The 25,564-nt window shown below is 68.5% G+C and carries 19 protein-coding genes; 8 read left to right on the plus strand and 11 right to left on the minus strand.

All coding sequences use genetic code 11. The annotated features are described in order from the left end of the window. Positions 1-17: 17 nt before the first annotated feature. Positions 18-1,037: an aldo/keto reductase gene (locus tag DFS13_RS18875; RefSeq protein ID WP_111441986.1), complete on the minus strand. Its 1,020-nt coding sequence runs from the start codon at positions 1,035-1,037 to the stop codon at positions 18-20. Between the two features lie 333 nt (positions 1,038-1,370). On the opposite strand from DFS13_RS18875, the gene DFS13_RS18880 reads away from it, so the two are divergent. The 4 genes from DFS13_RS18880 (at position 1,371) to DFS13_RS18895 (ending at position 7,787) form a co-directional block, all read left to right on the plus strand. Continuing rightward, complete coding sequence (locus DFS13_RS18880; RefSeq protein WP_181461624.1) at positions 1,371-1,715, plus strand: DUF4148 domain-containing protein; 345 nt, start codon at positions 1,371-1,373, stop codon at positions 1,713-1,715. A 311-nt stretch (positions 1,716-2,026) separates the two neighbouring features. Next, positions 2,027-3,208, plus strand: coding sequence for an efflux RND transporter periplasmic adaptor subunit (locus DFS13_RS18885; RefSeq protein WP_241308514.1), 1,182 nt, complete (start codon positions 2,027-2,029; stop codon positions 3,206-3,208). Next, positions 3,205-6,396: an efflux RND transporter permease subunit gene (locus tag DFS13_RS18890; protein WP_006497954.1), complete on the plus strand. Its 3,192-nt coding sequence runs from the start codon at positions 3,205-3,207 to the stop codon at positions 6,394-6,396. The genes DFS13_RS18885 and DFS13_RS18890 overlap by 4 nt, the downstream gene beginning before the upstream one ends. Next, positions 6,393-7,787 (plus strand): efflux transporter outer membrane subunit, encoded by a 1,395-nt coding sequence (locus DFS13_RS18895; protein ID WP_060213238.1) that lies wholly within the window; start codon positions 6,393-6,395, stop codon positions 7,785-7,787. The genes DFS13_RS18890 and DFS13_RS18895 overlap by 4 nt, the downstream gene beginning before the upstream one ends. 103 nt (positions 7,788-7,890) lie before the next feature. Here the strand turns inward: DFS13_RS18895 and DFS13_RS18900 are convergent, their stop codons facing one another. The 3 genes from DFS13_RS18900 to ampC all read right to left on the minus strand — a co-directional run bounded on the left by DFS13_RS18900 (position 7,891) and on the right by ampC (position 11,338). Continuing rightward, entirely contained in the window at positions 7,891-8,793 is a 903-nt protein-coding gene (locus DFS13_RS18900; protein WP_111441988.1) for a LysR substrate-binding domain-containing protein, read from the minus strand. A 199-nt stretch (positions 8,794-8,992) separates the two neighbouring features. Beyond that, positions 8,993-9,904 carry an NAD-dependent epimerase/dehydratase family protein gene (locus DFS13_RS18905; protein WP_006497951.1) on the minus strand — a complete coding sequence of 304 codons (912 nt, stop codon included), beginning with the start codon at positions 9,902-9,904 and terminating at the stop codon, positions 8,993-8,995. Positions 9,905-10,168: 264 nt separating this feature from the next. After that, the gene (gene ampC, locus DFS13_RS18910; protein WP_006485212.1) at positions 10,169-11,338 is read right to left on the minus strand and encodes a class C beta-lactamase; all 1,170 of its coding nucleotides are present in this window, start codon (positions 11,336-11,338) and stop codon (positions 10,169-10,171) included. 611 nt (positions 11,339-11,949) lie between these two features. Between ampC and DFS13_RS18915 the strand changes: the two genes are divergently transcribed. The 3 genes from DFS13_RS18915 to DFS13_RS18925 are packed head-to-tail and all read left to right on the plus strand — an operon-like array spanning position 11,950 to position 16,036. Next, complete coding sequence (locus DFS13_RS18915; RefSeq protein WP_181461621.1) at positions 11,950-13,257, plus strand: hypothetical protein; 1,308 nt, start codon at positions 11,950-11,952, stop codon at positions 13,255-13,257. Beyond that, positions 13,251-14,033: a DUF1266 domain-containing protein gene (locus DFS13_RS18920; protein ID WP_006497948.1), complete on the plus strand. Its 783-nt coding sequence runs from the start codon at positions 13,251-13,253 to the stop codon at positions 14,031-14,033. Before DFS13_RS18915 ends, DFS13_RS18920 begins: the two co-directional genes overlap by 7 nt. 14 nt (positions 14,034-14,047) lie before the next feature. Next, a complete protein-coding gene (locus tag DFS13_RS18925; RefSeq protein ID WP_231883191.1) occupies positions 14,048-16,036 on the plus strand; it encodes a DUF4034 domain-containing protein in 1,989 nt (662 codons plus the stop codon). A gap of 46 nt (positions 16,037-16,082) precedes the next feature. Here DFS13_RS18925 and DFS13_RS18930 read toward each other — a convergent pair whose 3' ends face one another. Continuing rightward, entirely contained in the window at positions 16,083-16,892 is an 810-nt protein-coding gene (locus DFS13_RS18930) for an alpha/beta fold hydrolase (protein ID WP_111441990.1), read from the minus strand. Positions 16,893-16,964: 72 nt separating this feature from the next. Continuing rightward, positions 16,965-17,441 carry a hypothetical protein gene (locus tag DFS13_RS18935; RefSeq protein WP_006485202.1) on the minus strand — a complete coding sequence of 159 codons (477 nt, stop codon included), beginning with the start codon at positions 17,439-17,441 and terminating at the stop codon, positions 16,965-16,967. A 410-nt stretch (positions 17,442-17,851) separates the two neighbouring features. Between DFS13_RS18935 and DFS13_RS40840 the strand changes: the two genes are divergently transcribed. Beyond that, positions 17,852-17,986, plus strand: coding sequence for a hypothetical protein (locus tag DFS13_RS40840; protein WP_006767081.1), 135 nt, complete (start codon positions 17,852-17,854; stop codon positions 17,984-17,986). Positions 17,987-18,037: 51 nt separating this feature from the next. Here DFS13_RS40840 and DFS13_RS41165 read toward each other — a convergent pair whose 3' ends face one another. The 5 genes from DFS13_RS41165 to DFS13_RS18965 all read right to left on the minus strand — a co-directional run bounded on the left by DFS13_RS41165 (position 18,038) and on the right by DFS13_RS18965 (position 25,553). After that, positions 18,038-18,259 carry a hypothetical protein gene (locus DFS13_RS41165; protein ID WP_226244994.1) on the minus strand — a complete coding sequence of 74 codons (222 nt, stop codon included), beginning with the start codon at positions 18,257-18,259 and terminating at the stop codon, positions 18,038-18,040. 49 nt (positions 18,260-18,308) lie between these two features. Further along, positions 18,309-20,804, minus strand: a complete 2,496-nt coding sequence (locus tag DFS13_RS18950) for a glycoside hydrolase domain-containing protein (protein WP_181461622.1) — start codon at positions 20,802-20,804, stop codon at positions 18,309-18,311. 645 nt (positions 20,805-21,449) lie between these two features. Then, complete coding sequence (locus DFS13_RS18955) at positions 21,450-22,637, minus strand: beta-propeller fold lactonase family protein (protein WP_034203920.1); 1,188 nt, start codon at positions 22,635-22,637, stop codon at positions 21,450-21,452. A 127-nt stretch (positions 22,638-22,764) separates the two neighbouring features. Continuing rightward, positions 22,765-24,267 carry a M81 family metallopeptidase gene (locus DFS13_RS18960; RefSeq protein WP_069352156.1) on the minus strand — a complete coding sequence of 501 codons (1,503 nt, stop codon included), beginning with the start codon at positions 24,265-24,267 and terminating at the stop codon, positions 22,765-22,767. Next, on the minus strand, positions 24,264-25,553 hold the full coding sequence (locus DFS13_RS18965) for a Zn-dependent hydrolase (protein WP_069352216.1): 1,290 nt from the start codon (positions 25,551-25,553) through the stop codon (positions 24,264-24,266). Before DFS13_RS18965 ends, DFS13_RS18960 begins: the two co-directional genes overlap by 4 nt. Positions 25,554-25,564: the final 11 nt, after the last annotated feature.

Here is a 25,564-nt window from a genome sequence, read left to right on the forward strand (position 1 = left end):
GTCATCACCTTTCAGGATCAACGATCGGTCGGCAGCGGCGCATTGGCCGCGATCAGGCCTTGTTCACGCATCTCGCGCCAGAAGTCGGCCGGAATCGCCACGTTCAGCGCGGCCTGGTCTTCCGCGATCCGCTCCGGACGGCTCGCGCCCGGGATCACCGCGACGGTCGCCGGATGCGACATCGAGAACTGCAGCGCGGCGGCCTTGATCGGCACGTCGTAGCGCGCGGCGATCGCCTTGATCCGGTCGACCTTCGCGAGGATTTCCGGCGACGCCTTCTGGTATTCGAAGTGCGTGCCGCCCGCGAGCACGCCCGAGCTGTACGGGCCGCCGACGACGATCCCGACGTTCTGCGCGGCCGCCGCCGGCATCACGCGTTGCAGCGCGCGCTCGTGATCGAGCAGCGTGTAGCGGCCGGCCAGCAGCATGCCGTCCGGTTGAGGTTCGGCGAGGTCGAGCACCAGTTCGATCGGTTCGACGCGGTTCACGCCGAGGCCCCACGCCTTGATCACGCCTTCCTCGCGCAGCTTGCTCAGCACGCGGAATGCGCCCTTGCGCGCCACTTCGAATTGCGCGAGCCATTCGTCGCCGTAGAAGTCCTGCGCGATGTCGTGCACCCACACGATATCGAGGCGGTCGGTGCGCAGACGCTTCAGGCTGTCCTCGATCGAGCGCAGCGTCGCGTCGGCCGAGTAGTCGTTGACGATGCGGTTCGGCCGGCCGTGTTCGAACAGGCCGCCCTTTTCGCCGAGATCGCGCGCCGACACGTCTTCGATTTCGTCGAGGATCACGCGGCCGACCTTCGTGCTCAGCACGTACTCGTCACGCGAATGGTTCGCGAGCGCGTCGCCGAGGCGGATTTCCGCCAGGCCGGCGCCGTAGAACGGGGCCGAATCGAAATAGCGGATGCCGTGTTGCCACGCGGCTTCGACGGTGGCCGCGGCTTCCGCGTCGGGGATGTTGCGGAACATGTTGCCGAGCGGGGCGGTACCGAAACCGAGGATCTTGTTGCCGGGCAGCTTGTCTTTGAGACTCATGATTTTCTCCAGGGAGTAAAGGAAAGCGAGTTCAGTCTAGGGAGACGGGTTAAGTCTGTCCAAGACGGAATTCGACACACTTGAGTCCCGCGAGGTCTAATGGGCCGATTGGCGGCCTGTTTCGATCACCGGCCCCCAGCCGCTGTTCGGGCCAGACGCCCCGGCCGGCAAGGCTGCCGACCGAATTCACGTTCGATTCGTGACTCAGAATCAAAAATGATTTGGTCCGGCAGCCGTTTTTCCCGGGCGTCGGCGTACCTATATTGGCTGCACGCGCAACGACATCGACGTGGTCGACGTTGGTTGCGGCTCACTCAACCCCACAGGTACCCCATGATGAAAACGCTCGTTTCTTCCACCCTTGCCGCCCTGATCCTTGCCGCACCGGCGCTGTCGTTCGCGCAGCAGGCCGACCATCAGCTGACCCGCGCCGAAGTGAAGGCCGAGATGGCCCGCCTCGCGGCCGTCGGCTACACCCCGGCGCTGGATCACAACCAGTATCCGGCCGCGATCCTCGCCGCCGAACAGCGTGTGCGCGAAAACGCCGTCGCGCAATCCGCCCCGAACGCCACCCCGGCCGCGGACACGACCGGTTACGGCAGCGAAACCCGCACGGCCGGCGAATCCGGCCGCGCGATGTCGGTCAACGGCCGCGACTCGATCTATCGCGGGCATTGAGCCACGTCGGCGTGCAAGCGAGCACGCCTTCCGATACGCGCAACCGCGCGTCCGCCCCCTCCGCATGGCCGGCCCGAATCGCCTGAACAGGCATTCGGGCCGCGCGTCGTCGCTACCCTTCCGCTTGCTCGCCGTGCTCCGCGAAACCGGCTCGCCGGTCGCCGATGCAGGCAGCGATTCGTGACTGCGCAGTACAAGTTCTTATGCCGCTTCGTCCGTTTATCCGCCGCGCGCCGCGCCCGATACTTCGCACCGTCCGGCGCCACGCGCCCCACTCGACATCTCGTACGCATATGAACCGATATCCAGGATTGAAACGCATCGCGCGATCGGCCGTGCTGGCCGCCGTTCCGCTCGCCGCGCTCGTCGCGTTGGCCGGCTGCCAGTCGGACGACAAGGCCCCGGCCGCGACGCCCAACGTGATCGTCAGTGCGCCCGTCGTGCGCGACGTCCACGACGTCGACGTCTACACCGGCCGCTTCGAAGCGGTCGACACCGTCGACGTGCGTCCGCGCGTGAGCGGTTATCTCGACAAGGTCGCGTTCCAGGACGGTGCGACCGTCCGCAAGGGCGACCTGCTGTTCGTCATCGACCCGCGCCCGTACCAGGCGGCCGTCACCGCCGCGCAGGGCGCGCTCGAACGCGCGCAGTCGCAACTGAAGCTGAGCCGGCAGGATTTCGAGCGCGCGAGCATCCTGATCAAGACCGATACGATCGCGCAGAGCCTCTACGACCAGCGCAGGCAGGCCGTGCAAGGCGCGCAGGCCGAGGTGACGAGCGCACAAGGCGCACTCGAACGCGCGCGCCTCGACCTGTCGTTCACGCGCATCGTCGCGCCGATGTCCGGCCGCATCAGCCGCAAACTCGTGAGCGAAGGCAATCTCGTGAAAGGCGGCGACAGCGACGCGACCGTGCTGACGACGATCGTGTCGCAGGATCCGATCGACATCTACTTCGACGTCGACGAGGAAAGTTACCTGCGCTATACGCGCGAAGCGCGGACAAGCGGCGGCAACGCGTCGTCGCGGCAGGTCGCGATCGCGCTGCCGGGCGATGCCCGGCCGTCGCTGACGGGGACGATGGATTTCGTCGACAACCGCCTCGACGACTCGACCGGCACGCTGCGCCAGCGCGCACGCGTCGCGAATCCGGACCGGCGCCTGAGTCCCGGCCAGTTCGGCCGCGTGTACCTGTCGAGCCGCGTCGCGCACCACGCGCTGCTCGTGCCCGATGCGGCCGTCGCGACCGATGCGACGCGCCGCGTGCTGTACTTCGTCGACGCGAACGGCACCGCCGCGATCCGCCCGGTCACGCCCGGCCGCCTGTACGGCAACCTGCGCGAGATCGATGCGGGGTTGAAGGCGGGCGATACCGTGATCGTCGACGGCTTCCAGCGCGTGCAGGCCGGCGACAAGGTCAAGGCCGTGCCGCGCGCGATCGAAGCGGCCACGGTGGCCCACGCGGCGAGCGGCACGATGGGGAGCGCGCAATGAACCTCGGCCGCCTGTCCGTCCAGCAGCCGGTGCTCGCGATCGTCCTGTCGATCGTGTTGACGATCGCCGGTGCGCTGGCCTATTTCTCGCTCGCGGTGTCCGAGTATCCGGACATCGCGCCGCCGACCGTCGTGATCCAGGCGACCTATCCGGGCGCCTCCGCGGAAACGGTCTCGCAAACGGTATCGACGCCGATCGAACTGGAAGTGAACGGCGTGGAAGACATGCTGTACATGTACAGTCAGGCAACGTCGGACGGCAGCCTGAACATTACCGCGACGTTCAAGCCCGGCACCGACGTCGACAAGGCGCAGGTGCTGGTGCAGAACCGCGTCGCGCTCGCGACGCCGCGCCTGCCCGAACCGGTGCAGCGCAGCGGCGTGTCGGTACGCAAGTCGTCGCCGACGCAGCTCGGCACGATCTTCCTGTACTCGCCGGACCAGCGCTACGATCCGCTGTACGTATCGAACTATGCGATCCGCAACGTCGCGGACGTGCTCAAGCGGATCGAAGGCGTCGGCGACATCAACGCGCTCGGCGCGCGCGAATACTCGATGCGCATCTGGCTCGACCCCGAGCGCGTCGCGTCGTTCGGCCTGAGCCCGGCCGACCTGATCGCCGCGGTACGCGCGCAGAACACGCAGCTCGCGGGCGGCGTGGTCGCGCAGGCGCCGATCACGAACCAGGCATTCCAGCCGAACCTGATCTTCGAGGGGCGGCTCAAGCGCCCCGAGGATTTCAGCGACATCGTCGTCAAGCAGGGCAAGGATGGCAGGCTCGTGCGGCTGAAGGACGTCGCACGCGTCGAAATCGGCGCCCTCGCGTATGCGACCGACAGCTACATGCTGCGCCACCCGACGATCGCGCTGCAGGTGCTGCAGCAGCCCGGCGCGAACGCGGTCGCGACGATGGCCGCGGTCGAGAAGAAGATGGCCGAACTGTCCAGGGACTTCCCGAAAGGCATCGTCTACAACATCGGCTACAACCCGACCGCGTTCATCGGCGACAGCATCCACGAACTCGTCAAGACGATCTACGAGGCCGTCGTGCTCGTCGTGTTCGTCGTGCTGCTGTTCCTGCAGGGCTGGCGGCCGTCGATCATCCCGATCCTGTCGATTCCGGTGTCGCTCGTCGGCACATTCGCGGCGATGGCCGTGCTCGGCTACTCGATCAACAACCTGACGCTGTTCGGCCTCGTGCTCGCGGTGGGGATCGTCGTCGACAATGCGATCGTCGTGGTCGAGAACGTCGAGCGGCACCTGTCGGCCGGTGCGGGGCCGCGCGACGCGACACTGCTGACGATGAAGGAAGTCGGCGGCGCGCTGTTCGCGATCACGCTCGTGCTGTGCGCGGTGTTCGTGCCGACCTCGTTCATTCCCGGCATCTCGGGCCAGTTCTTCCGCCAGTTCGGCGTGACGATCGCCGTGTCGACCGCGATCTCGTTCTTCACGTCGGTAACGCTCGCGCCCGCGCTGTCCGCGATGATGCTGAAAGCGCACGCCGGTGACCATGACGCACCGACGCCGACATCCCGCATGGCCGCGCCGTTCGCGCCGGCGATGCGCGTCGCGCGACGCTTCTCGAACGCGTTCAACCGCCTGTTCCAGCGGCTGTCCGATGCGTATGGCCGGCTGGTCCGGAAAGTCGTCCGGATCATTCCCGCCATGGCCGCACTGTACGTGGTACTGATCGCCGCAACCGGCTACCTGCTCGTGTCGAGCCCGAAGGGCTTCATTCCCGCTCAGGATCGCGGCTACCTCGTCGTGCTCGTGCGGATGCCCGACGGCGCGACGCTCGAACGCACCAGCGCGATCGCGCGCAAGATCGAGGACATCGCGCTGTCGGTGCCCGGTGTCGCGCGCGTGCCGGTGTTCTCCGGCGTCAACGCGGCGACCGGCACGAACTCGGCGAACAGCGCCGGCCTGTTCCCGGTGTTCCAGCCCTGGCCGGAACGCAAGGCGCGCGGCCTGACGATCGACACGATTGCCGCCGAGATGCGCAAGCGGCTCGCGACCATCACCGAAGCGTCGATCGTCGTCGCGATGCCGCCGCCGGTGCAGGGTCTCGGCAGCACGGGCGGCTTCGCGATGCGGCTCGAAGACCGCAACGGCCTCGGCACCGCCGCGCTCGCGAAGGCCACGCAGGATCTCGTCGCGGCCGCGAACCGCACGCCCGGCATGGTCGGCGTCTACACGCCCTACTCCGCGACGAGCCCGCAGGTGCACGTCGAACTCGACCGCGAGAAGGCCGAGATGCTCGGCGTGCCGAGCCAGGCGATCAACGACGCGGTCGAGACGTATTTCGGTTCGACCTATATCAACGACTTCAACATCGTCGGGCGCACCTATCGCGTGACCGCGCAGGCGGACCTGCCGTTCCGCGTCGGCGCGTCGGATCTCGCGCGGCTGAAGGTGCGCAATCGCGACGGCGAGATGGTGCCGATTGGCAGCGTGACGCGTATCGACGACATGCTCGGCGTCGATCGCGCACCGCGCTACAACCTGTATCCGGCCACCGAAATCAACGGCGATACCGCGCCGGGCCTCGGCTCGGGCTTCGCGATCAAGACGATGGAAACACTGGCGAAACAGGTGCTGCCGCCCGGCATCTCGTTCGAGTGGACCGATCTGTCCTATCAGCAGACCACGGCCGGCAACACGGGGCTGCTCGTGTTCCCGCTGTGCGTGCTGCTCGTCTATCTGGTGCTCGCCGCGCAGTACGGCAGCTGGAGCCTGCCGGTATCGATCCTGCTGATCGTGCCGATGTGCCTGCTTGCCGCCTCGCTCGGCGTGCGCGCGCTCGGCCAGGACGTGAACATCCTCACGCAGATCGGCTTCATCGTGCTGGTCGGGCTCGCCGCGAAGAACGCGATCCTGATCGTCGAGGTTGCAAGACAGCTGGAGGCCGACGGCGCCGAGCTCGTCGAGGCCGTCGTCGAAGCATGCGTGCAGCGGCTGCGCCCGATCGTGATGACGTCGCTCGCGTTCATCCTCGGCGTGCTGCCGCTCGTGATCTCCGAAGGCGCGGGCGCGGAAATGCGCCAGGCCGTCGGCGCGGCGGTGTTCTTCGGGATGATCGGCGTGACATTCTTCGGGCTGCTGTTTACGCCCGTGTTCTATGTGATGGTTCGCCGGCTCGCGATGCGCAAGACCGCTGTCGCAGCCGTCGCGACGGAGGCTGTGCAATGAAGTTCGTTCGACTCGTGGCCGCGCTGTCCGCAGCGGCCGTCCTGACCGCCTGCACGAGCGCGCCGGTCGCCACCGTCACGCCGCCGCCGCTGGCCGCGACCTTTGCGAACGCGGATCTCGCGGCCAGCGGCCCGGCCGCCGACACCGGCGCGTGGTGGCATGGCTTCCACGATCCGATCCTCGACCGGCTGGTCGACACTGCGCTCGCGAACAACCTGGACCTGCAGGCGGCCGTCGCGCGCATCGATGCGGCCCGCGCGGTGCGGATCGGCGCGGCGTCGTCATGGTTCCCGTCCGTCGACCTGAATGCCGGCGCCAGCCGTCAGCGGCTTTCCGCATCGCAGGCGTTCCCGACCGATACGCCGACGACCGGCAACGCGTTCGACCTGAATGCGAGCCTCGCATGGGAAATCGACATCTTCGGCCGCATCCGCCAGGGGGTGTCGGCAGCCGACGCGGATATCGCATCGGCGCAAAACGATGCGACGGCCGTGCGGATCGCGACGATCGACGAAACCGTGCGCACCTACGTGACGGTGCGCGGCCTCGAACAGCGGCTCGCGCTGGTCGAGGCCAACGCGTTGAGCCAGCGCAGCACCGAGGAATCGACACGGCGCCTGTTCGACGCCGGCGTCGTGCCGGCCGCCGACGTCGACCGCGCCACCGCGCAGACGGAAACGACGCTGGCCGAGCTGCCCGCGCTGCAACTGCAGCGGCAAGCCGCGATCCATAGGCTGTCGATCATCACCGCGTCGACGCCGCAGGCGATCTATGCGCGGCTCGACCCGCCCGCGCCCGCGCCGGTGTGGACCGCCGCCGCGCCGGGCATCGGCACGCCGGCCGACCTGCTGCGCCGGCGGCCCGACGTGCGCGCGGCCGAGGCGCGCGTCGTCGCGGCCTATGCGCGCATCGGCGTCGCCGAGGCCGACCTGAAGCCGCACCTGCAACTGATCGGCGTGATCGGCGCGGCGATCGACGGTTTCTCGGGCGCGTCGCTCGCGCGTTCGCTCGCGTGGATGGCCGGCGCCGGCGCGAGCGCGCCGTTGTTCGACGGCGGCCGGCGCCGCAGCGTCGTCGCGTTGCGGCGCGCACAGGCCGACCAGGCACTCGCCGCCTATCGCACGGCGGTGCTGACGGCCGTCGGCGACGTCGAGACATCGGTGGCCGCGACCGCCCGGAATCACGGCCGGACCGAGCGCCTCGAGCGCGCGGTGTCGAATGCGCGTGATGCGTATACGCAGATCAACCGCTCGTGGCGCAGCGGCGAATCGGCGTTCATCGATACGCTGGAGGTGCAGCGTGCGCTGCTCGCGGCCGAGGATTCGCTCGCCCAGGCGCGCACCGAGGAAACGTTGAGCCGGGTCAGGCTGATGAGTGCGCTGGGGCAGTAAGCACGCGGCTCGCTTCGAGCGATGCGCAAAGGGCGACGGGTTCGATGTCATGCGAACCCGTCGCCCTTTTACGTCGCGTGAACCCGTGCGGGCGGCATCGACGTCAATCGATGTCGCCGCCTGCCTTCAACTGCGCGCCCACATAGTCGAGAAAGCTGACGATGCGCGACGACAGCGTCGTGTTGCGATAGAACACCGCGTGAATCGGCTGGCGAAACTCGATGGCGTCGTCGACGAGCAGTTCGACGAGGCTGCCATCGCGGCGATGCGTGCCCGTCATGTAGTCGGCGAGGCATACGATGCCCGCGCCATTGAGCGCGAGCGTCAGCAACGTCTCGCCGCTCGACGCCTGCAGCGCCGGATGAATGCGGTACACGTCGCCGTCCGCGGTGCGCAGCGGCCAGTGGTTCAGCGTCTCCGGCTGCACGAAACCGAGCAGCGTATGGTTCGCGAGATCGGCGACACGCGTCGGCACGCCGGCTTTCTCCAGATAGGCCGGACTCGCCAGAATGCGCAGCCGGCTGCTGCCGAGCCGGCGTGCATGCAGCGTCGAATCGCGCAGCTCGCCGATCCGGATTGCGACGTCGGTGCGCTGTTCGAGCAGGTCGATGATCTCGTCGCTCGTATGCAGTTCGACCTCGATCGCCGGGTACGCGTCGCGAAAGCCCGGCATCATCGGCGCGATCACGTGCTGCATGAACGGCATCGCCGCATTGATCCGCAGTCGCCCGGCCGGCGTCTCGCGCTGGCTGACGATCTGTTCCTCGGCGAATTCGACCGACGCGATGATTTCGCGCGCGTAGTCGAGAAAGAGCTTGCCCTCCTCGGTCACTTCGAGGCGGCGCGTGGTGCGGCGGATCAGCGTGGTATCGAGCTTTTCCTCGAGGCGTCGCAGGATCCGGCTCATCACCGAGGTCGGCTGGTGCAGTTTGTCCGCCGCCCCCGTCAACGAACCGGTATCGGCGATGGTCACGAACGCGAGCATCTCGTCGAGGGTCGTCTTCATGGTCGGCAGTCGTCAGCGGTGTCAGGAACCGCCACGATAGTGCCGCCGCGCCGGTTTGATAAGCGGGCGCGCGTGCGAATCACAGTTGATTTCGATTCAATAATTCGCGGCGAATATTGTCCGAACAATCGGGTGTGAAGCGGGAAGCCGGCCACGCCAACACGCGCAGCTTTTCGTCAGACGACGCGAAGCGGCCGCGTCAGGCCGCGACGGGCATCTCGTCGCGAATCCAGTCCAGCATCGCGCCGTGCTTCGGCGCCCATCCGAGTTCCCGCCGCGCGCGCAGCGCCTTCACGCGGCTGTTCGACGCGAGCGAGAAATGCGCACGCGAGTGACCGAGCGCCTGCGCGGCATCGGCGACGTCCCATTCGACGACCGAGCGCAACCCGAGCCGCGCGGCGAGCGCACGGCCGATCTGCGCGAACGACGCTTCGCCGTTTTCCGCGTAGTAGAACCCACCCGGTGGCGCCGCATGGACCGCACGCAGATACAGGTCGGCGACGTCGGCGACGTGCACGTTCGACCAGCGGTTCAGCCCCTTGCCGATCACGCGCACCGCGCCGGCATCGCGCGCGATGGCCGCGAGCAGCGGCAGTTGCGCGCTGTCGCGACGCAGGCCGAGGCCGTCGCCGTAGATCATGCTGTTGCAGATCACGGCCGAGCGGATGCCGAGGGACGCGGCCGACATCACGAGCCGGTCGATCGCGCGGCGCTCGGCCTTCGCAGGCTCGACGATCGGCGTCGTTTCGTCGAACACGATCGCGTCGCCGTGTGCGCCTTGCGCATCGTCCGCGATCACGCTCGTGCCGCTCGTGTGCAGGAACGTCTTGCCCGAGCCGCTCAGCGCCGCGATGATCGTTTCGACGGCCTCGCGGTGATCGCTGCTCGCCGCGTTGACGACGCAGTCCGCGTCGCGCGCGAACGCGTACAGCAGCGCCGTGTCGTCGAGCGTGCCGACGACCGGCATGATGCCGGCCGCCGCGAGCTTCGCGGCGTGGCTGCCATCGCGCGTGAGCCCCGTGACGACGTGCCCTGCCGCGACGAGCCGCGCGGCCACCGAGCCGCCGATGTAGCCGGTCGCGCCCGTCACGAATATCCTGATGCCTTTCATCCGCTGCTCCGGAGGCGAAACGGGCCATGCGGCGCCCGTCCCGCGAAATGTCGTGCGTCGCAGTATCGACGGCCGGTGCCGACGGCGGAAGGCGTGAATCGCTAAAACAGTTTTGCGCGCGGCGGGATGATGGGCCGCGTCAGGCGAAGCCCGCTTCGACCGGCGTGCAGCCGTCGGCCGCGATCTCGTGCCGCCGGCCCGAGCCGCCGACCACGGGCTCGCCCGCCCGTCATGAACGCTTCCCGACGGGCGGGCGCGACAACGTTACCGCGCGTCGCCGAGCGACCCGAGAATCCGGTAGGCGGCCTTCACGCGCTCCTCGATCGGCACGTTGCCGTTCGCGAGCATCACGATCCCGATCCGCTTCGCGGGAACGAACGCGACGTACGTGCTGAAACCGCCGGTCGAGCCCGTCTTGTTGATCCAGGTCGCCGGGTTCGGCGCGAGCGGCGGCTGGATCGCGCTGGCCGGCACCGCATCGAACAGCATCTTCGGCGCGTTGCCCGCCAGCAGCGTCGGCAGCGCGACCGGGTACGGGTACTGTTCCCAGATCAGGTCCTGCGTCAGCGGCCCCGCGCGGAAGTAGCCGGTGTGCGTGCGTTCGATCGCGCGCTGCAAGCGCGGCGCGGTGTGGATCATCCCCATGTTCGCCTGCACGAAGCGCAGCAGGTCGGCCGCCGTGGTCCGCACGCCGTAAGCCGGTTGCCACAGCATGCCTTCCGTCATCCTCACCGGCTTGCCGTCCTTCGTGTAGCCCTGCGCATAGTCGGCCATGCGCGCGGCGGGCACGTTGATGTACGTATGCGTCATCCCGATCGCGGGAAAGAGCCGCTGCTCCATCAGCGTCGCGAAATCCTGGTGCATCGCCTTCGCGGTGAGCCAGCCGAGCATGCCGATCGCGACGTTCGAATACTTGCGGTGCGTGCCCGGCGCATACGCGGGCCGCCACGCGTCGAGATAGCGGATCAGGCCCGCGTCGTCGCGGATGCTGTCCGGCACCTGCAGGGGCGTTCCGCCGGGCGTGTGCGTGCCGAGCTGGAGCAGCGTCACGACGCCGAACGGCTTGCCCTGCAGCTCGGGCAGATATTTGCCTGCAGGGTCCGCGAGCGACAGTTCGCCGCCCTCCTGCGCGTCCGACGCCAATGTCGCGGTCAGCGTCTTGCTGACCGAGCCGATCTCGAACAGCGTGTCGCCGGTCACCGGCTTGCCGGTTTGCTTGGACATCACACCGTAGTCGAACACGTACGGCTTGCCGTCGGCGACGATGCCGATCGCCATGCCGGGAATCGCGTACTGCTTCATCAGCGGCGCGATCTGGCGCGTGACGGTGTCGCGGAGGTCGTCCTGCGTGACGGCGGCCGCGCGACCGGCCGTGGCGGTCGCGCATGCGGCGACCAGCAGGGTCGCGGCGAAGCGTGTCGCATTGAATCGCATGGGGGCGGTTCCTTCTCTTTCCGATGGTTGCATGGACAACAGATCCGGCCGCGCCGCGCGAAAAAGGTGGCGACCGGCCTGTCGAAGCAGGACTATCCGCTACCGCCCGGCCGCCAACAATCGACGATATGTTGCGCGAGCCGAAAGAAAAACTTATGAGATAAGTGGAAGGCGGGAACGAGGCCGCCGTCATGGCCGGGCCACTCACCCGTTTTCCGGGAAAACCTGCCGGTTTTAACAGCATCGAATCCGGCGGCCGGGTGGCGCCTCGTCGAAAATCGATGAAAAAGAGATAAGTCTTGTCAGATCCAGCGGCGCCGGCCAGCCGCGTGATTGATTCATCCGCACGGATCGAAGTAGACTCGCGAAAGCCAAAAATAAAATCCGACCTGAGAGAATCCATGAATCGCCCTATCCCGCTCGCCCGCTCCCGCGTCATCGGCTCCCGCGCGCTCGCGTGACGTTCACGCACCGATCGACCTGAACCGGAATACGCGACGCCAGCGCGTTCTTGCGCGCGCACGTTCGCCGTTTCGCCGTTGAGCCAAAAGAACCGCCAGGGTCCTGCGCGCACCGCCCGCGCACGCCCTGCCCGACCGGAGAGTGAACCCGTGACCGAAACCATGGCCGCGTCGGCCTATCGGCCGCGCGACGTCGTCAATGCGCCCGACATCAAGGCGGCGATCGCCCGCCGCAGCACCGAGCGCGACGATCCGGCCGAGATCCGTGCGTGGCTCGGCAACCATTTCTTTCGCTGGGTCGTCGGTGCGTTCGAGCAGGCGCAGCCGCTCGATTCGCTCGCCGATTACCGCGCACTCGCCGGCGCCGACCGGCCGGCGCCCGAATGGCTCGTGCGCCGGTTCCGCGCGCAACCGGCGTCCGCGGCGTCTGCCGCTCCCGGCCCGGCGGCCAACGCTGTGCCGCTACCCGCCGCCGAGCCCGCGCCGCTCTACTTCATCGATCCCGAGCACATGCTGCTGATCGACCGCGAACGCGTGCTGGTCGAATTCCTGCGCTCGCGCGCCGGCACGCGGCTCGCGCAGAAACTGCAGCGCATTACCTGCGCGATGGCGCTCGACATGTGGGAACGCGAGCACCAGCGGATGCAGGCGCGCCGCGACAAGGGCTGGGTGCCGAGCAGCGGCCTCGCGCTGCGCGAGGTGCTGCGCACGCCGAACGGAATCGTGTTCGAATTCGTCGGCAGCCATGCGGCGCTGCGCGAGGAGCTCGCGTACGAGTCGTACTACATGCAGCACTGCCTCGGCCAGTTCGCGGATCGCCGCCGGTTGCGCGGCGGCTACGGCGAGCAGTACGCGCAAGCCGCGCAGGACGGCCGGCTGCGCCTGTTCACGCTGCGCGGCGCGGGCAACCAGCCGCACGTGACGATCAGCCTGCAGGTCAGCGGCGACGGCCTGCGCATCGACCAGATCAAGGGCAAGCAGAATCGTCATCCGGTGCGCCGCTATGCCGACGACGTCCGCCAGTTCCTGCGCGCGCTCGCGCCGCGCGGCGAGCGCCATCCGGATTGCGAGGGCATGGGCCTCGTGTTCGAGCCGGACGCGCCGGGCGCGGCCACCGGCGCCTGGACCTTCGTCACCGACGTGCGCTCGCCCGACCATCTGCTGAGCGTGATGAGCGACAACTTCCACCTGATCGAGCATTTCGAGCAGCCGCCGGCCGTGCTGCAATGGCTGCTGCTGCGCAACGCGCCCTATGCGCTCGGCCAGCTGCGGCAGATCGATCCGGCCGTCGCGGCGGCCGCGCGCCACGCATTGCCGGCCGATGCGCTGCCGGCCGCGCGCGCACCGAATGCACCACCGGCCACGACCGCATTCGAGATCGAAGGCATCGCGATCGATCCCGCGCTGTGCGCGGCGTTCGCGTTGCCCGTGCCGGCGGACGGGAGCCCGTCATGCTGAAACTGCTGCTCGGCGCGGTCGCGCTGTGGCTCGTGTGGTACGTGTGTCGCTCGTTCCGGGTCGCCGCGCGGATGGTGCGCGAAGTCGACGCCGACCAGGCCGCGGGCGCCGACAGCGCGGTGCCGGTACGGCAAACCACGGCCGTTCGTCTCGCGCATGCGCAGGCCGAGCAGGCGCCGCCGAACCGCCGTCGCTGGGCGCTCGCGCTGGCCGACATCCTGTTGATCCGCAACGGGCTGCGCTGCGATTGCGACGATCTCGTCCATGCGCTGCCCGATTCGCAGCGCGAACGGCTCGCACGCCAGGTCAGGCGCGAACTCGACCTGCCGGCCGACCTGCCCGAGTGGCAGATCGTGCAGCGCGTGCCGTCGATCCTTGCGGGCTGGATCCGCGGCGTCGGCCGCTCGCACGACGGCTTCTACGAACAACTCGCCGCCGTCGGGCGCGTGCGCGACGCACTCGCGTTCGACTGCGCGCGCACCGCATTTCTCGTGCGCTGCATCGCGCTGCTCGGCTGGACGTCCGAACAGCACGCGTGGGTCGTGCTGCTGCTCAACGCCCAGCGCGCGCAGGACAGCTTCGACAGCTGGGAAGACTTCGGACTCGCGTATGCGCGGGCGCGCCAGCAGTGGCTGCGCGGCAGCGGCCAGGACGGCCCCGCGTCGTCGCGCGCCACGCAGGAAGTGCGCGAGTACCTGCGCAATCCGTCCGGAAACTGGCTTTCGCTGCCGTGGAAGCGCTACCGCATCTTCGATCCTCAACCCGTTTCGTCATGACCGCCGATACCGACATGTCCTCCGCTTCCGCCGACCTGATTCCGCCCGCGACATCCCGCTGGTTCATTTGCGACGTCGACGCGCTGCTGCGCGCGGGCGAGTTCGCCGCGCTCGACGCGCAACTCGATGCCGCGCTCGCCGCGAGCTTCGACGATCGCATCGCCGAAGGGCGGTACGTCGACGCGCTGCCGGCCGACGTGCAGTCGTGCCTCGACGCCGGCGCCGAGGGCCTCGCGCGCCTGCGCGCGTGGCAGGCCGCGAACCCGCGCTCCGCGCACGCGTGGCTGTGCGAAGCGCATTACTGGCACCACTGGGCCTACGAATACCGCGGCGGCGGCTGGGCCGAAACGGTGACCGAAGCCGGCTGGATCGGCGCGCATGCGTGCGCGACGTTGACGCTCGTCGCCGCGCTGCGCGCGCTGGCGCTCGCGCCGACGATGTGGAGCGCGCCAATGGTGATCTTCACGAGCGTGTCGTCGTTCGGCGAACCCGAGTGGCTCGCGCAGCTCGTGCGCGAGCGCCGCTGGCCCGTCACCGAACTGCAGCTGAACGCCGGCGCCGACGACGAAGCCACGCACGCCGAACTGCAGCAGATGTTCGCGCGTTCGGGGCTGAATCCCGACGTGCCGGTCGCCTGCCCGCCGGCATTTCCGGACGCGTTGCCGGGCCCGGTCCAGGGCAAGAAGCTGCGCAAGGAGAAGTGGTACTGGATGGAGGCGACGCTGCACGTCCACCCGAAGCTGTTCTTCCCGATGCGCACGTTCATCTGGTACATGCAGCCGCGCTGGGGCGGCTCGCACGATCACATCCGCGCGTTCGTCGCGTCCGACGCGTGCGCGCACCTCGATGCGGTCGAGAAGGACCGGCTGCTGCACGAGATCTGGCGCGACGACTACGCCGGCAACACGCTCGATGCGAACGACGACGAAGACGACGCACGCCACGCGATGACCGCGACGCTCGCGCGTGCGCAGGCCGCGCTGCATCCGTATCACCGGTGGGAAACGCTGCACTGGCTCGCGTACAGCCACTTCAAGCGCAGCGAGTACGAACAAGCCTACGCGCGGCTGCAGGAAGCCGAACGCAACGAGCCGATCGACGACAACCGCGCGATGGCGATGGGCTTGCGGCTGGCGCTCGGCCTCGATCCACAGGGCGACTGGCTGCCCCGCGCGATCGAACGTGCGTCGGACGCGCGCGCCTGCACGTCGGCGATGATCCTGCGCGGCTATGCGCATCGCACCGGCACGTTCGGCTTCGCGCGGGACGACGCGCGCGGCGACGCCTGGCTCGAAGCCGCGCGCGAGAACGAGCCCGGCTCGCTCGCATGGAACCAGATCGCCACCGCGTTCGAGTATGAGAACCGGCGCCCCGCCGATGCCCTCGCCATCTGCAAGCTCGGCTACGAGGCGGGCGGCGATTCGTGCGGCTACCTGCTCGGCTGCTTCTACAAGGACGGCACGCATGTCGAGCCCGACCCGTACCGCGCCGCCCACTACTTCCGCGAATCGATGGAGGCCGGCGGCAACATGGCTGCGTACCGGCTCGGCTACACGTACCATCACATCGGGCAGACCAGCACGGACCGTGCCGAACGCGTGCGCATGCAGGCCGAGGCCGTCGAGGCCGCGCGCAAGGCGCACGAGATGGGGCATACGGACGGCCTCGAGTGCATGCTGATGTTCATCGGCGACATCGAGGATTATCCGTCGCGCCATCGCTACGTCGACGAACTGCGCCGACATGCCGAAGGCGGTCACCCTGCCGCGATGGCCGCGCTGTCGTTCTTCCTTGCGGACATCAACGACAAGTCGCTGTACGACTATCGCGAAAGCGTGCGATGGATCATGGGCGCGCAGGCCATCGCACCGGACGACGAATACGTGCAGAACATCACGCGCGTCAGCCACGAGGACGGCATGCTCGGGAAGCTGCGCTACAAGCTGCAGCGCAAGCAGATCAAGGCGCACGAAATTCCGGGCGCCGACAACGCGATGGTCTGAACCCGGGCCGACGCACGCGCCCGCTCGCCGGCGGGCCGTGCGTGCATCATCCCGGCAGCCGCTCGAGAAACGCCAGCATCGCCGCGTTGAACCGTTCGGGCCGCTGCAGCGGCGCGAAATGGCTCACGCCGGGCAGGATCGTCAGCGTCGCGCCGGGGATCGTGCGTGCCAAGTACGCCGCATGCTCGGGCCGGATGAATTCGTCGTGCTCGCCCTGCACGATCGCCACCGGCACGGCGATCGCCGCGAGGTCCTGCGCGGTGTAATCGGGTTGCGTGCGCATCATTTCGCTGACGGCCGCGACGAACGCATCGAACTGGTCCGGTGTCGCGGACAGTCGCGCATAGTCCTTGCGATGCCGCGCGAAACAGCGGTCGATCAGCGGGCTCGGCACCATCTCCTTCGTGCCGCCCGGATCCATGTTGCACGCGAAGAAGAACACGCCGGCCGCGCGTTCCGGTGCGCGGGCGGCGAGCACGAGCGCGATGCACGCGCCGTCGCTCCAGCCGACGAAGCGTGCACGGTCGACGTGCAGCGCGTCGAGCACGGCCAGCACGTCCGATGCCATGCGTTCGTACGAATAGGGTCGGTCGTCGCGCGTGCTGCGACCGTGCCCGCGGCTGTCGATCACGATCGCGCGGTAGCCGGCCGCGAGCAGCGCCGGCACCTGGTTGCCCCAGTTGCCGCCGTGGCCGAGGCCGCCGTGCAGCAGCACGACCGCCGGCCCCTGGCCGAACGACGCGTGCCACATGCGTGCGCCGTCGTGGTCGATCCATCCTTCCGCGCCGGCCGCCGGCAGCGGCGTGCCGCCGTGCGCGTCGAAGCGAACGAGTTCGTCGTCGGGTTCCGCATGCATCGTTCAGCCGTCCTCGAGAGGGAGACGAGCTTGCGATTGTAATGCGGGCGGCCGACGTGCCGCCGCGGGCGCTCAGGCCTGCGTCGACACCAGCCCGCCCGACGGCGAGCCGCCGGATTTTTCGAGCGCCGCCGCGAGTTGCGAGATGGCCGTCGCGAGCGCAGCCGAAATCGCGCTGGCTTCCGCGCTCAGCGACTGCTGTTCGACGGCCGCGGCCGGGTCGTCCTTCGCGCGCTGCGCCGCGGTGGCCATCTGCCGCTCCAGCGTCGCGAGCTGCTTCTGCAGCCGCTCGATCAGCGCCTTCAACTGCGCGACCGCCGGGTCTTCCGACGATGCGCCCGCCGCGCCGAGCGTTTCGCCGGTGGCGCCGGTCGAATCCTTCGTGCCGGTGGTACGGGTCGTGTCGGTCGCGCCCGTGGCGCCGGTCGTGCCCGTCGTGCTCGCTGCATCCGTCGTGCCGCCGCTGGACGACGTCGCGGCGGGTGCGTTCGCGGTCACGCCGCTGTCCGCGAGCGGGGATCGCGCGGTCGTGGAGAAATCGATCTGCATCGTGTCGGTCCGTGTGTCGGTAAACGAAGTGACAAGGGCGAAAATCGCCTTCCAGTTCGTTTACGGCATTCGTCACACGAAACTTGAATATCGGGGCCGGGTGGATTGCCCCGCGCGCACTCCAATCGACCGCGAAAGGGCCAGATTGGCAGGCGGGCGGCGCTGGTAGAATCGCTGCTTCGCCGGCTGGATACGCACGTCGACCGCCTCCGTCGGGCCCGAACGCGCCACGGCCGCCGGCTTCGACTCTCCGCGCCGTTGCACGCGGCATGCAACCTGTGCCGACGCCGCAATCGCGGCTTTCCGGGTCGCCTTTTCCGTTCGTCTGCCCTGCGTACCCCGCTTGTCCACGCGAGCGGCGAACGCCGTGCGGCATGCATTCGCTTCATCACGCATTCGAGGAACACACGATGGCCCGCATCGGCGCCTTCTGCATCACGACGTGGCTTGCCGCCGCGATTCTCTACTTCGGCCAGCACTCCGTCGCGATGATCGTGCTCAGCGGTGTCGTGGTCTTCGGCGGGTTCGATCTGCTGCGTCCCTGACGCACGTCGCGACGCGGGCACTCGCGAACGTCGCCACCGCCTGATCGACCGTCAGCGCGCGCTCGTTGAACCCGACCGGCACACCGCCGAGCCCGAGCCTGCAGTTCGGCCGATCGAGTCGCCACCCGTCGATCCGCAACGCGACGCGCGATATCGGGGCGCGTTCGCATGCGGCAGGTCGATCGTGATCTGCCGCTTCGCGCCCGGCATCAGGTTCAGACAGTTGTCGCTGTAGAACGCCGGCAGGATTGTAGTTGTCCTCCATGATGGCATCGTCTCCGCAGATGCGCGCAGCGCAGCTGCCCTGCGGGCATCCCTGCCTTTATCGCGCGCCGACCTGGCGCTGCGTGCGCATCGCAGTCGACGCGCCGCCGGCGGTCATCTGCGTATAGTCCGCGTTCGGCCCGGACGGCGGCGTCAGGTTGTCGGCGGCCGCCCATTGCGTCGGCGTCGCGGACAGCGCGTAGCGCATCGTCCCACCGTTGGCGATCTTGCCCAGCGGCAGCCATGACCCGGCATAGTCGGCTCCATTGACCTTCAGCGACTGGATATACGGGAACGCGGCACGGCCGGTATCGTCCGCCGCGACCTGCTGGTCGCTTTCGAGCCGCAGCGTCTTGCCGTTGCCGAGCCAGACCGTGATGCCGCTGAATTGCGGCGTGGACAACGCAAGACCAGCTTCCGACGGAATGACCGGGAACATGCCGAGCGTCGCCCACACGTACCAGCTCGACGTCGCGCCCATGTCGTCGTTGCCCGGCAGGCCGTCGCGGCCGGTGCCGAACGTCTGCGCCATGATGATCGGCAGGATGTACTGCGCCCCGCTCGGTTGCCCGGCCCAGTTGTAGCCCCATGGCGACTGGAACGACGGTTCGTTGCCGATATAGAGGCCGTTCGACGATTCGCCGCCGTTCAGGCTGCCCGAAGTCGGCACCGTCGAATACGGCGTCGTGATCGCGAACAGCTTGTTCAGCCGCGCGACGGCCGCCTGCTTGCCGCCGATCGCATCGATCAGCGCGGACCAGTCCTGCGCGAAGGACCAGAAGTAGTTCGGCTCCGTCGATTCGTGGAACGAACCCGGCACGAGCGCGCCCAGCGTGCCGGGCGCCGCACCGGCCGGCGGCGCGTTACGCGCGGCGATCACCTTGTTCGGGTAGTCGAAGATGTTGCGCCACCACGATGCGCGCGTGTACAGCGTGCCGATGTTGTCCGCCGTCACGCCGACCGACGGCGCGTTCAGCACGCTGGCAGGCAGCGCCTGCAGGAACGCGGCCGCCGAGCGGTCGCTCAGCACGCGCTCGATGGTCGCCGACGACGAGTGGCCGTCGTCGCTCTGCGACAGATAATGGGCCGTCAGGAAATTGGCGAGCCCCGGCGCGCTCGCGCGGTCGTTGCACGCGCTCGACGGATCGAACACCGACTGCTTCGTCAGGCGCGCGGCCGACACCAGATCGAAATCGGTCGCGCCGAATTTGTAGGAACCGGCAATCACGTTCAGCGCGTTGTCGCCCGCCATCGGCGTCGAATCGTCACTGCCGTCGACCCAGTGCGGAAACGCGCCGCACTGCAGCCCGTCGACGACGAGCGACTGCATCATGTCGCTCGCTTCCTGCGGCGCGAGCATCGCGAGCAACTGCGCCTGGGAGCGATACGTATCCCACAGCGAGAAACCCGTGTAGTGATTGGCGCCGCCGCCTTGCGAGCCGTCCGGACGTTTGTACGCATAGTCCTTGACGTTCGCGGTGGCACGCTGCGGGACGGTGCCGGTCCGGTCCACCGAGGTCGGATAGCCGCCGTTCGCGTTCTTCGGCTGACGCATGCTGCGGAACTCGCCATTCGTGTCGCTGTAGAGCGTCGGCGCGCTGAACACGTGATACAGCGCCGTGTAGAACTTCGTGAGATTCGCCTTCTGCGTGGCGTTCAGCGCAGCCGGGTCCTTCGCCTGATCGATCTGGATCGTGTTGAGCCGGTCGTTCCACGCCGCGGAGGCCTTCGTCCGCGCATCGTCGAACGCCAGTTTTTCGCCCTCGGCCGCGAGGTTGGCCTGCGCATTCGACACGCTGACGGACGAGATGCCGACCTTCACGGTGACGGTCTTGTCCGCATCGGTCAGGTCGAACTGCAGTGTCGCCGCGCCGTTGCTCGCGGTATTCACCGACGACGTACCCGTTTGCTTGCGCAGCGGCTTGTCGAAGGTCGCATAGAAATACACGGGAGCATTCCAGATCGTGCCGTACGGCGTGCAGAACGCCGGCGCGACCGCCTGCCCGCTCATCGACCGGCCGTCGCTGGCGAGCGCGAGCGCCACGTTGTTCGCGGTGATGCTCGTGCTGCCCGAATCGCTGTTGCCGTTCAGCTTCGCATCGATCGAGAAAAAGCCCTTGTTCTTGTCCGTGTACGTGAAGCGCGCGAGGCCGGAACGCGCGGTCGCGCTCAGTTCCGTCGTGATGCCGTTCGCGAGGCGCACCTTGTAGTAGCCCGGTTGAGCCACTTCATCCGCATAGCTGTATCCGATGCCGGCCGGTCTGCCGCCCGGCGCGATGGCGTTCGCCCCGTCGGTGGGCAGCATCGCGACTGCGCCCTGCCCCGGGCAGCCGACGCCGCTCAGGTGCGTGACGCTGAAGAAATCGATCGTACCGGTCGATCCGCCCGACGACAGGTAGCCGCCCGACCCGTTGAAGTTGTAGCGCGGCGTGTTCGGCCCGAAATCGACCATCCCGAACGGCACCGTGGCGCCCGGGTTCACGTTGCCCGCGTAGCCGGAGTCGCCATTGACCTGCGTGCCGATCAGCGGATTGACGAACTGCGTCAATTGCATGTTGGTGCGCGTGGGCGTCGGCGTGGACGGCTGGCCCGGTTGCGCTGGCTGCCCCGGTTGTCCCGGTTGCGATGGCCCCGATGTCGATGGCCCGTCCGTGCCGCCGTTGCCGGCGGTCGACGTACCGTTCACGTCATCGCCGCCACACGCGGCGAGCGCCGCACACGTCAGTGCAGCGACGATCAAGAGTCGTGGATTTTTCATTTTCGTTTAGTACCATTAATTAAACGAATCATCCGGCGTCGACGATGTTCCGACGCGCCGCCAGGCTTGCCACCTTGCGCGGCGCGACGCCGGCTTCCCCCCCAATCGGCGCCGCGCAGACTTCCGCTTGCGAATTTCCGGCGCCTGCCGCTATCGCGGCAGGCGCGGGCGTGCTGCCCACCGAATCGGCACCGCATCCGGCGCTCCCTTCCCGGGGACTTAACAGTGCCGTAACGACTGTTTATTCACCACAAGAAGTTTCCCGAATTTTCAGTTTGTTTAACTAAACAATTGTGAGTTAAGTGGCTTTGAGCACAAATTTCCCGCGTTTGTTGCGTTGCAACCAGCCGGAGCGGGATGTGCGGCGACGGGCGCCCGGCGACTCCGGGCGCCCCGTTCACTCAGGGATGCGAAAGAATTGACGAAGCGCGCGGCGGCGCGTCAGCGCGGCAACGTCCTCAGCGAAGACGGGCCGCCGGTCAGCGCGATCCGCTTGCCCGTATCGCGCAGCTTGCCGCCGTCGACCGCATACAGCGCAAGCTGCCGTTCGACGTTGAACTGCACGATCACGTGCCGGCTGTCGGCGGTAAACACGATGCCCTGCGCGGCTTCGCCGCCGGGCGCCTCGCTCACCTTCACGGCCTGCCCGTCGCGGATCTCGAACAGCAGCACCTTGCCGAGTTTGTGGCGGCCCGGGTTGTCGGCCGTCAGGTTCGAACCGTCCATCGCCTGCACGGCGATCCACTTGCCGTTCGGCGAAATCGCGACGCCTTCCGGCAGCGACGGCACCGTCAGGTACTGGACCGTGCGGAACGGCACGCGCGACACGTCGATCAGCGCGACCGAATCGGCGTCGCCCGCGAGCGTGCCGGAGTAACCGGGCAGCCCCGCGAGCCCGACGTTGCTGACGACGGCCCAGCGGTTGTCGCTCGACACGTCGATCGTATACGGCGCGACGCCGGTGCTCAGGCGCGTGCCGCTGTCGGTCACCTTGCCGTCGTCGACGTTCAGTACCGCGATGCCCTGCTCGTCGCGCAGCGACACGAGCGCATGCTTGCCGTCGTGCGTGAAGCTGATCCCGGCCAGCCGCTTCTTGCCGATTTTCAGGTTGCCGTCGAGCGTCACGTGGGTGCCGTCGATACGCACGATCGACACGCTGCCGTCGACGTTGGCGACGAGCGCGAGCCGGCCCGAGCGGTCGATCGCGATCCCTTGCGGATGCGTGCCGAGCTCGATGCGCGTGATCGCCGGCGGCGCGCTGTCGAGATTCACGACTTGTAGAAACGTGTCGAATACGAGCTGCTTCGCGGCCGTGTCGTAGCGCGTCGGCGCACCGACGAGCGCGAGCTTCGCATCGGGCGTGATCGCGACGGCCTGCGGCGGCCCCTGGATACCGTTCTCGACGTCGACCTGCAGGGCGACCTTCGGCGGGAACGTGCTGGCGTCGAGCAGCGTCAGCGTGTCGGCGGGCGGGGCAGGCAGATAGGTGTCGCGGCCCTCGACGCGCTGGTACTTGCCGTCGTTGCCGGACACGATCCAGTCGGCGGCGTGCACGGCAACGGCCGTCGTGGCGAGGGTCAGCGCGGCGAGCAGGCGCGCGCTGCGCAGGCGGAAAGGATTCGAATGCATGGCGGTCGGTTCTCCGGATCGGTTGCGGACGCAATGGATTGCCCGGCCCTGCTGCTCGACGGGCCGGCGCTATCGGATGATGCCCGAAAGCGGGCCGACCCGGCGTCTCGCGCCCGGTCCGGTTCCGTCAATCCGTGCGTCGCGTCCCCGATGACCACTCGACGACGTCGTCGAGCGGATACACCGGCCGCGCGAGCCGCGCGTAGCGAAACAGCCCGAAGTCCGAGCCCGTCACGCCGCGGCTGTCGCATTCGACCAGCGCGGACGAAATCGGCACAAACACCGGCCGGCAATACATCCGCGACTTCAGCAGCAGGAAGCGCGCGCGCCGCGGATCGACACCCACGCTCTCGAACACGCCGAGATCCCACGGCTCCTGCGTGCGCTCGGTGACGACGAGCGTGGCCGTGCCGATGTCAAGCACCGCCGCGCGGCCCATGTACGCACGCTGCCCGGTGTACGTCGGCCCCGTGATCACGTACTCGCCGTCGGTGATCGCGCGCACGATGCCCGTCGCGCGGAACGGTTCGCGCCGCACGCCGCCGTGCGACGGCAGACGGTTGCCGACCGGCACCGTGACGGTAGCGCCGACGCCCGCGTCGATCAGCGCCGCGACGGCTTCGGGGTCGCACAACGGCCCGCTGACGATCCCGTCGAGCCCGTGCGCGAGCGCGGCTTCGAGCAGGTCCATCGTGTCGCACGGGCCGCCCGACATGCAGTTGTCGCCGTGATCGAGCATCAGCACCGGGCGGTCCGCGCCGTCGGCGAGCGCCGCGGCCTGTGCGACCGATTCGGCGAGCGGCGCGCTGCGATAGACGAATTCGTCGCGCGCATCCCAGATCTGCCGCGCGATGCGTTCGGCGACGGCGTCGGCCGCGGCGCGGTCGCCGTCGGCTACCACGACCACGCTGATGCACGGCGCGGGAATATCCGCGAGCGAGAAACCGGGCAGCACCGAGACCGCGAGCATGCCGTCCGCCTCGGCCGCGCATGCGGCTTCCACCGCGCGCCGCATCGCGCCTTCGGCGCTCGCGCTGCGCAGCGTCGACGTCATCAGCGGCGGCTGCCGCCACGCGAGCACGGGCCGCGCGCGGCCGTGCAATCGGTCCAGCAGCAGCCGCGCCGCATGCTCGCCGGTCTCGTACATGTCGACGTGCGGATACGTCTTGAAACTGACGATCACGTCCGCGTTGTCGATCATCTTCTGCGTGACGTTCGCATGCAGGTCGAGCGCGACCGCGATCGGCGCAGCCGGCAGCGCCGCGCGCACCCGCGCGAGCAGGTCGCCCTCGCCGTCCGCGCTCTGCTCGGCAACCATCGCGCCGTGCAGGTCGAGCATCACCGCGTCGCAGCCCGGCGCGGCGGCGACGATCGCATCGCAGATCGCCGCATACGCGTCGGCCGCGACCGGCCCGCTCGGGTTCGCGGCGGCCGACACCGGCGTCACGATATCGGCGCCTTCGCGCTCGGCCGCGTCGATGAACGCGGCCATCGCGGTGCGCATCCCGCGATTCGCGCGATACGCATCGTCGCCCCAGTCGGGGCCGTTACGGCCGAACGCGGCGAGCGGCGTCGGCACCGGCGAGAACGTATTGGTCTCGTGGTTCATCCGGGCGATCAGGATCTTCATCGTGCACGGCCCTCCGCAATCCCGGCCGCGCCCAGCATCGCATGCAGCAGCACGTTGCAGCCGGCTTCCAGATGTGCCGGATCGGCGTCCTCGATCTCGTTGTGGCTGATCCCGTCCTTGCACGGCACGAATATCATCGCGGTCGGCGCCACGCGCGCGAGATACACCGCATCGTGGCCCGCGCCGCTGATCACGTTCATCGAGGACAGCCCGAGCGCGCGCGCGCCGGCGCGGACCTGCTCGACCAGCGCCGGATCGAACGGCTGCGGCGGAAAATACACGACCGGCTCGATGTCGATCCGCATCCCGGCCGCCGCGCCCAGGTCGGCGCATGCCGCGCGCAGTTGCGCGTCCATCGCCGTCAGCGTCGCGTCGTCGGCCGCGCGCAGGTCGACGGTCAGCGTCACGCGACCGGGAATCACGTTGCGCGAATTCGGGTGCACGTCGACCCAGCCGACCGTGCCGCGTCCGTGCGGCGGATGCGCGCGCGCGATGCCGTTCACCGCACGCACGAGATCGGCCGCGACCAGCAGCGCATCGCGGCGCAGTTCCATCGGCGTGGGGCCGGCATGCGCCTCCATCCCGTGCACGGTCACGTCGTACCAGCGTTGTCCGAGCGCGCCCTCGACCACGCCGATCGTCGTGTCGTGCGCCTCCAGCACCGGCCCCTGCTCGATATGCGCTTCGAAATACGCGCCGACGGGATGCGCGCCGCGCCCGTCGTCCGCACTGCCCGCGTACCCGATCGCGGCCAGCGCATCGCGCACCGACACGCCATCGCGATCGCATTGCGCGAGCGCATGGTCGAGCGTGAACGCGCCCGCGAATACGCCGGAGCCCATCATCACCGGGACGAAGCGCGACCCTTCTTCGTTGGTCCAGACGGCCACCTCGAGCGGCGCGCGCGTGCGCACCCCGGCGGCGTCGAGCGTACGCAGCACCTCGAGGCCGGCCAGCACGCCGTAGTTGCCGTCGAACTTGCCGCCGGTCGGCTGCGTGTCGATGTGGCTGCCCGTCGCCACGGGCGGCAGGTCGTCCCGCTCGCCCGCGCGTCGCGCGAAGATATTGCCGATCGCATCGACGCGCACCGTGCAACCGATGTCCTTCGCCCACGCGACGAACAGGTCGCGCGCCTGGCGATCGAGGTCCGTGAGCGCGAGGCGGCACACGCCGCCCTTGTCGGTCGCGCCGATCCGCGCGAGCCGCATCAGGCTGTCCCACAGCCGCGCGCCATCGACGCGCAAGCCGGACGCCGCGACGCCCGGAGTCACATCCTGTACTTGCATCGTTGCCATTC

The organism is Burkholderia sp. 28_3 (assembly GCF_003253915.1).
Lineage (GTDB): Bacteria > Pseudomonadota > Gammaproteobacteria > Burkholderiales > Burkholderiaceae > Burkholderia > Burkholderia cenocepacia.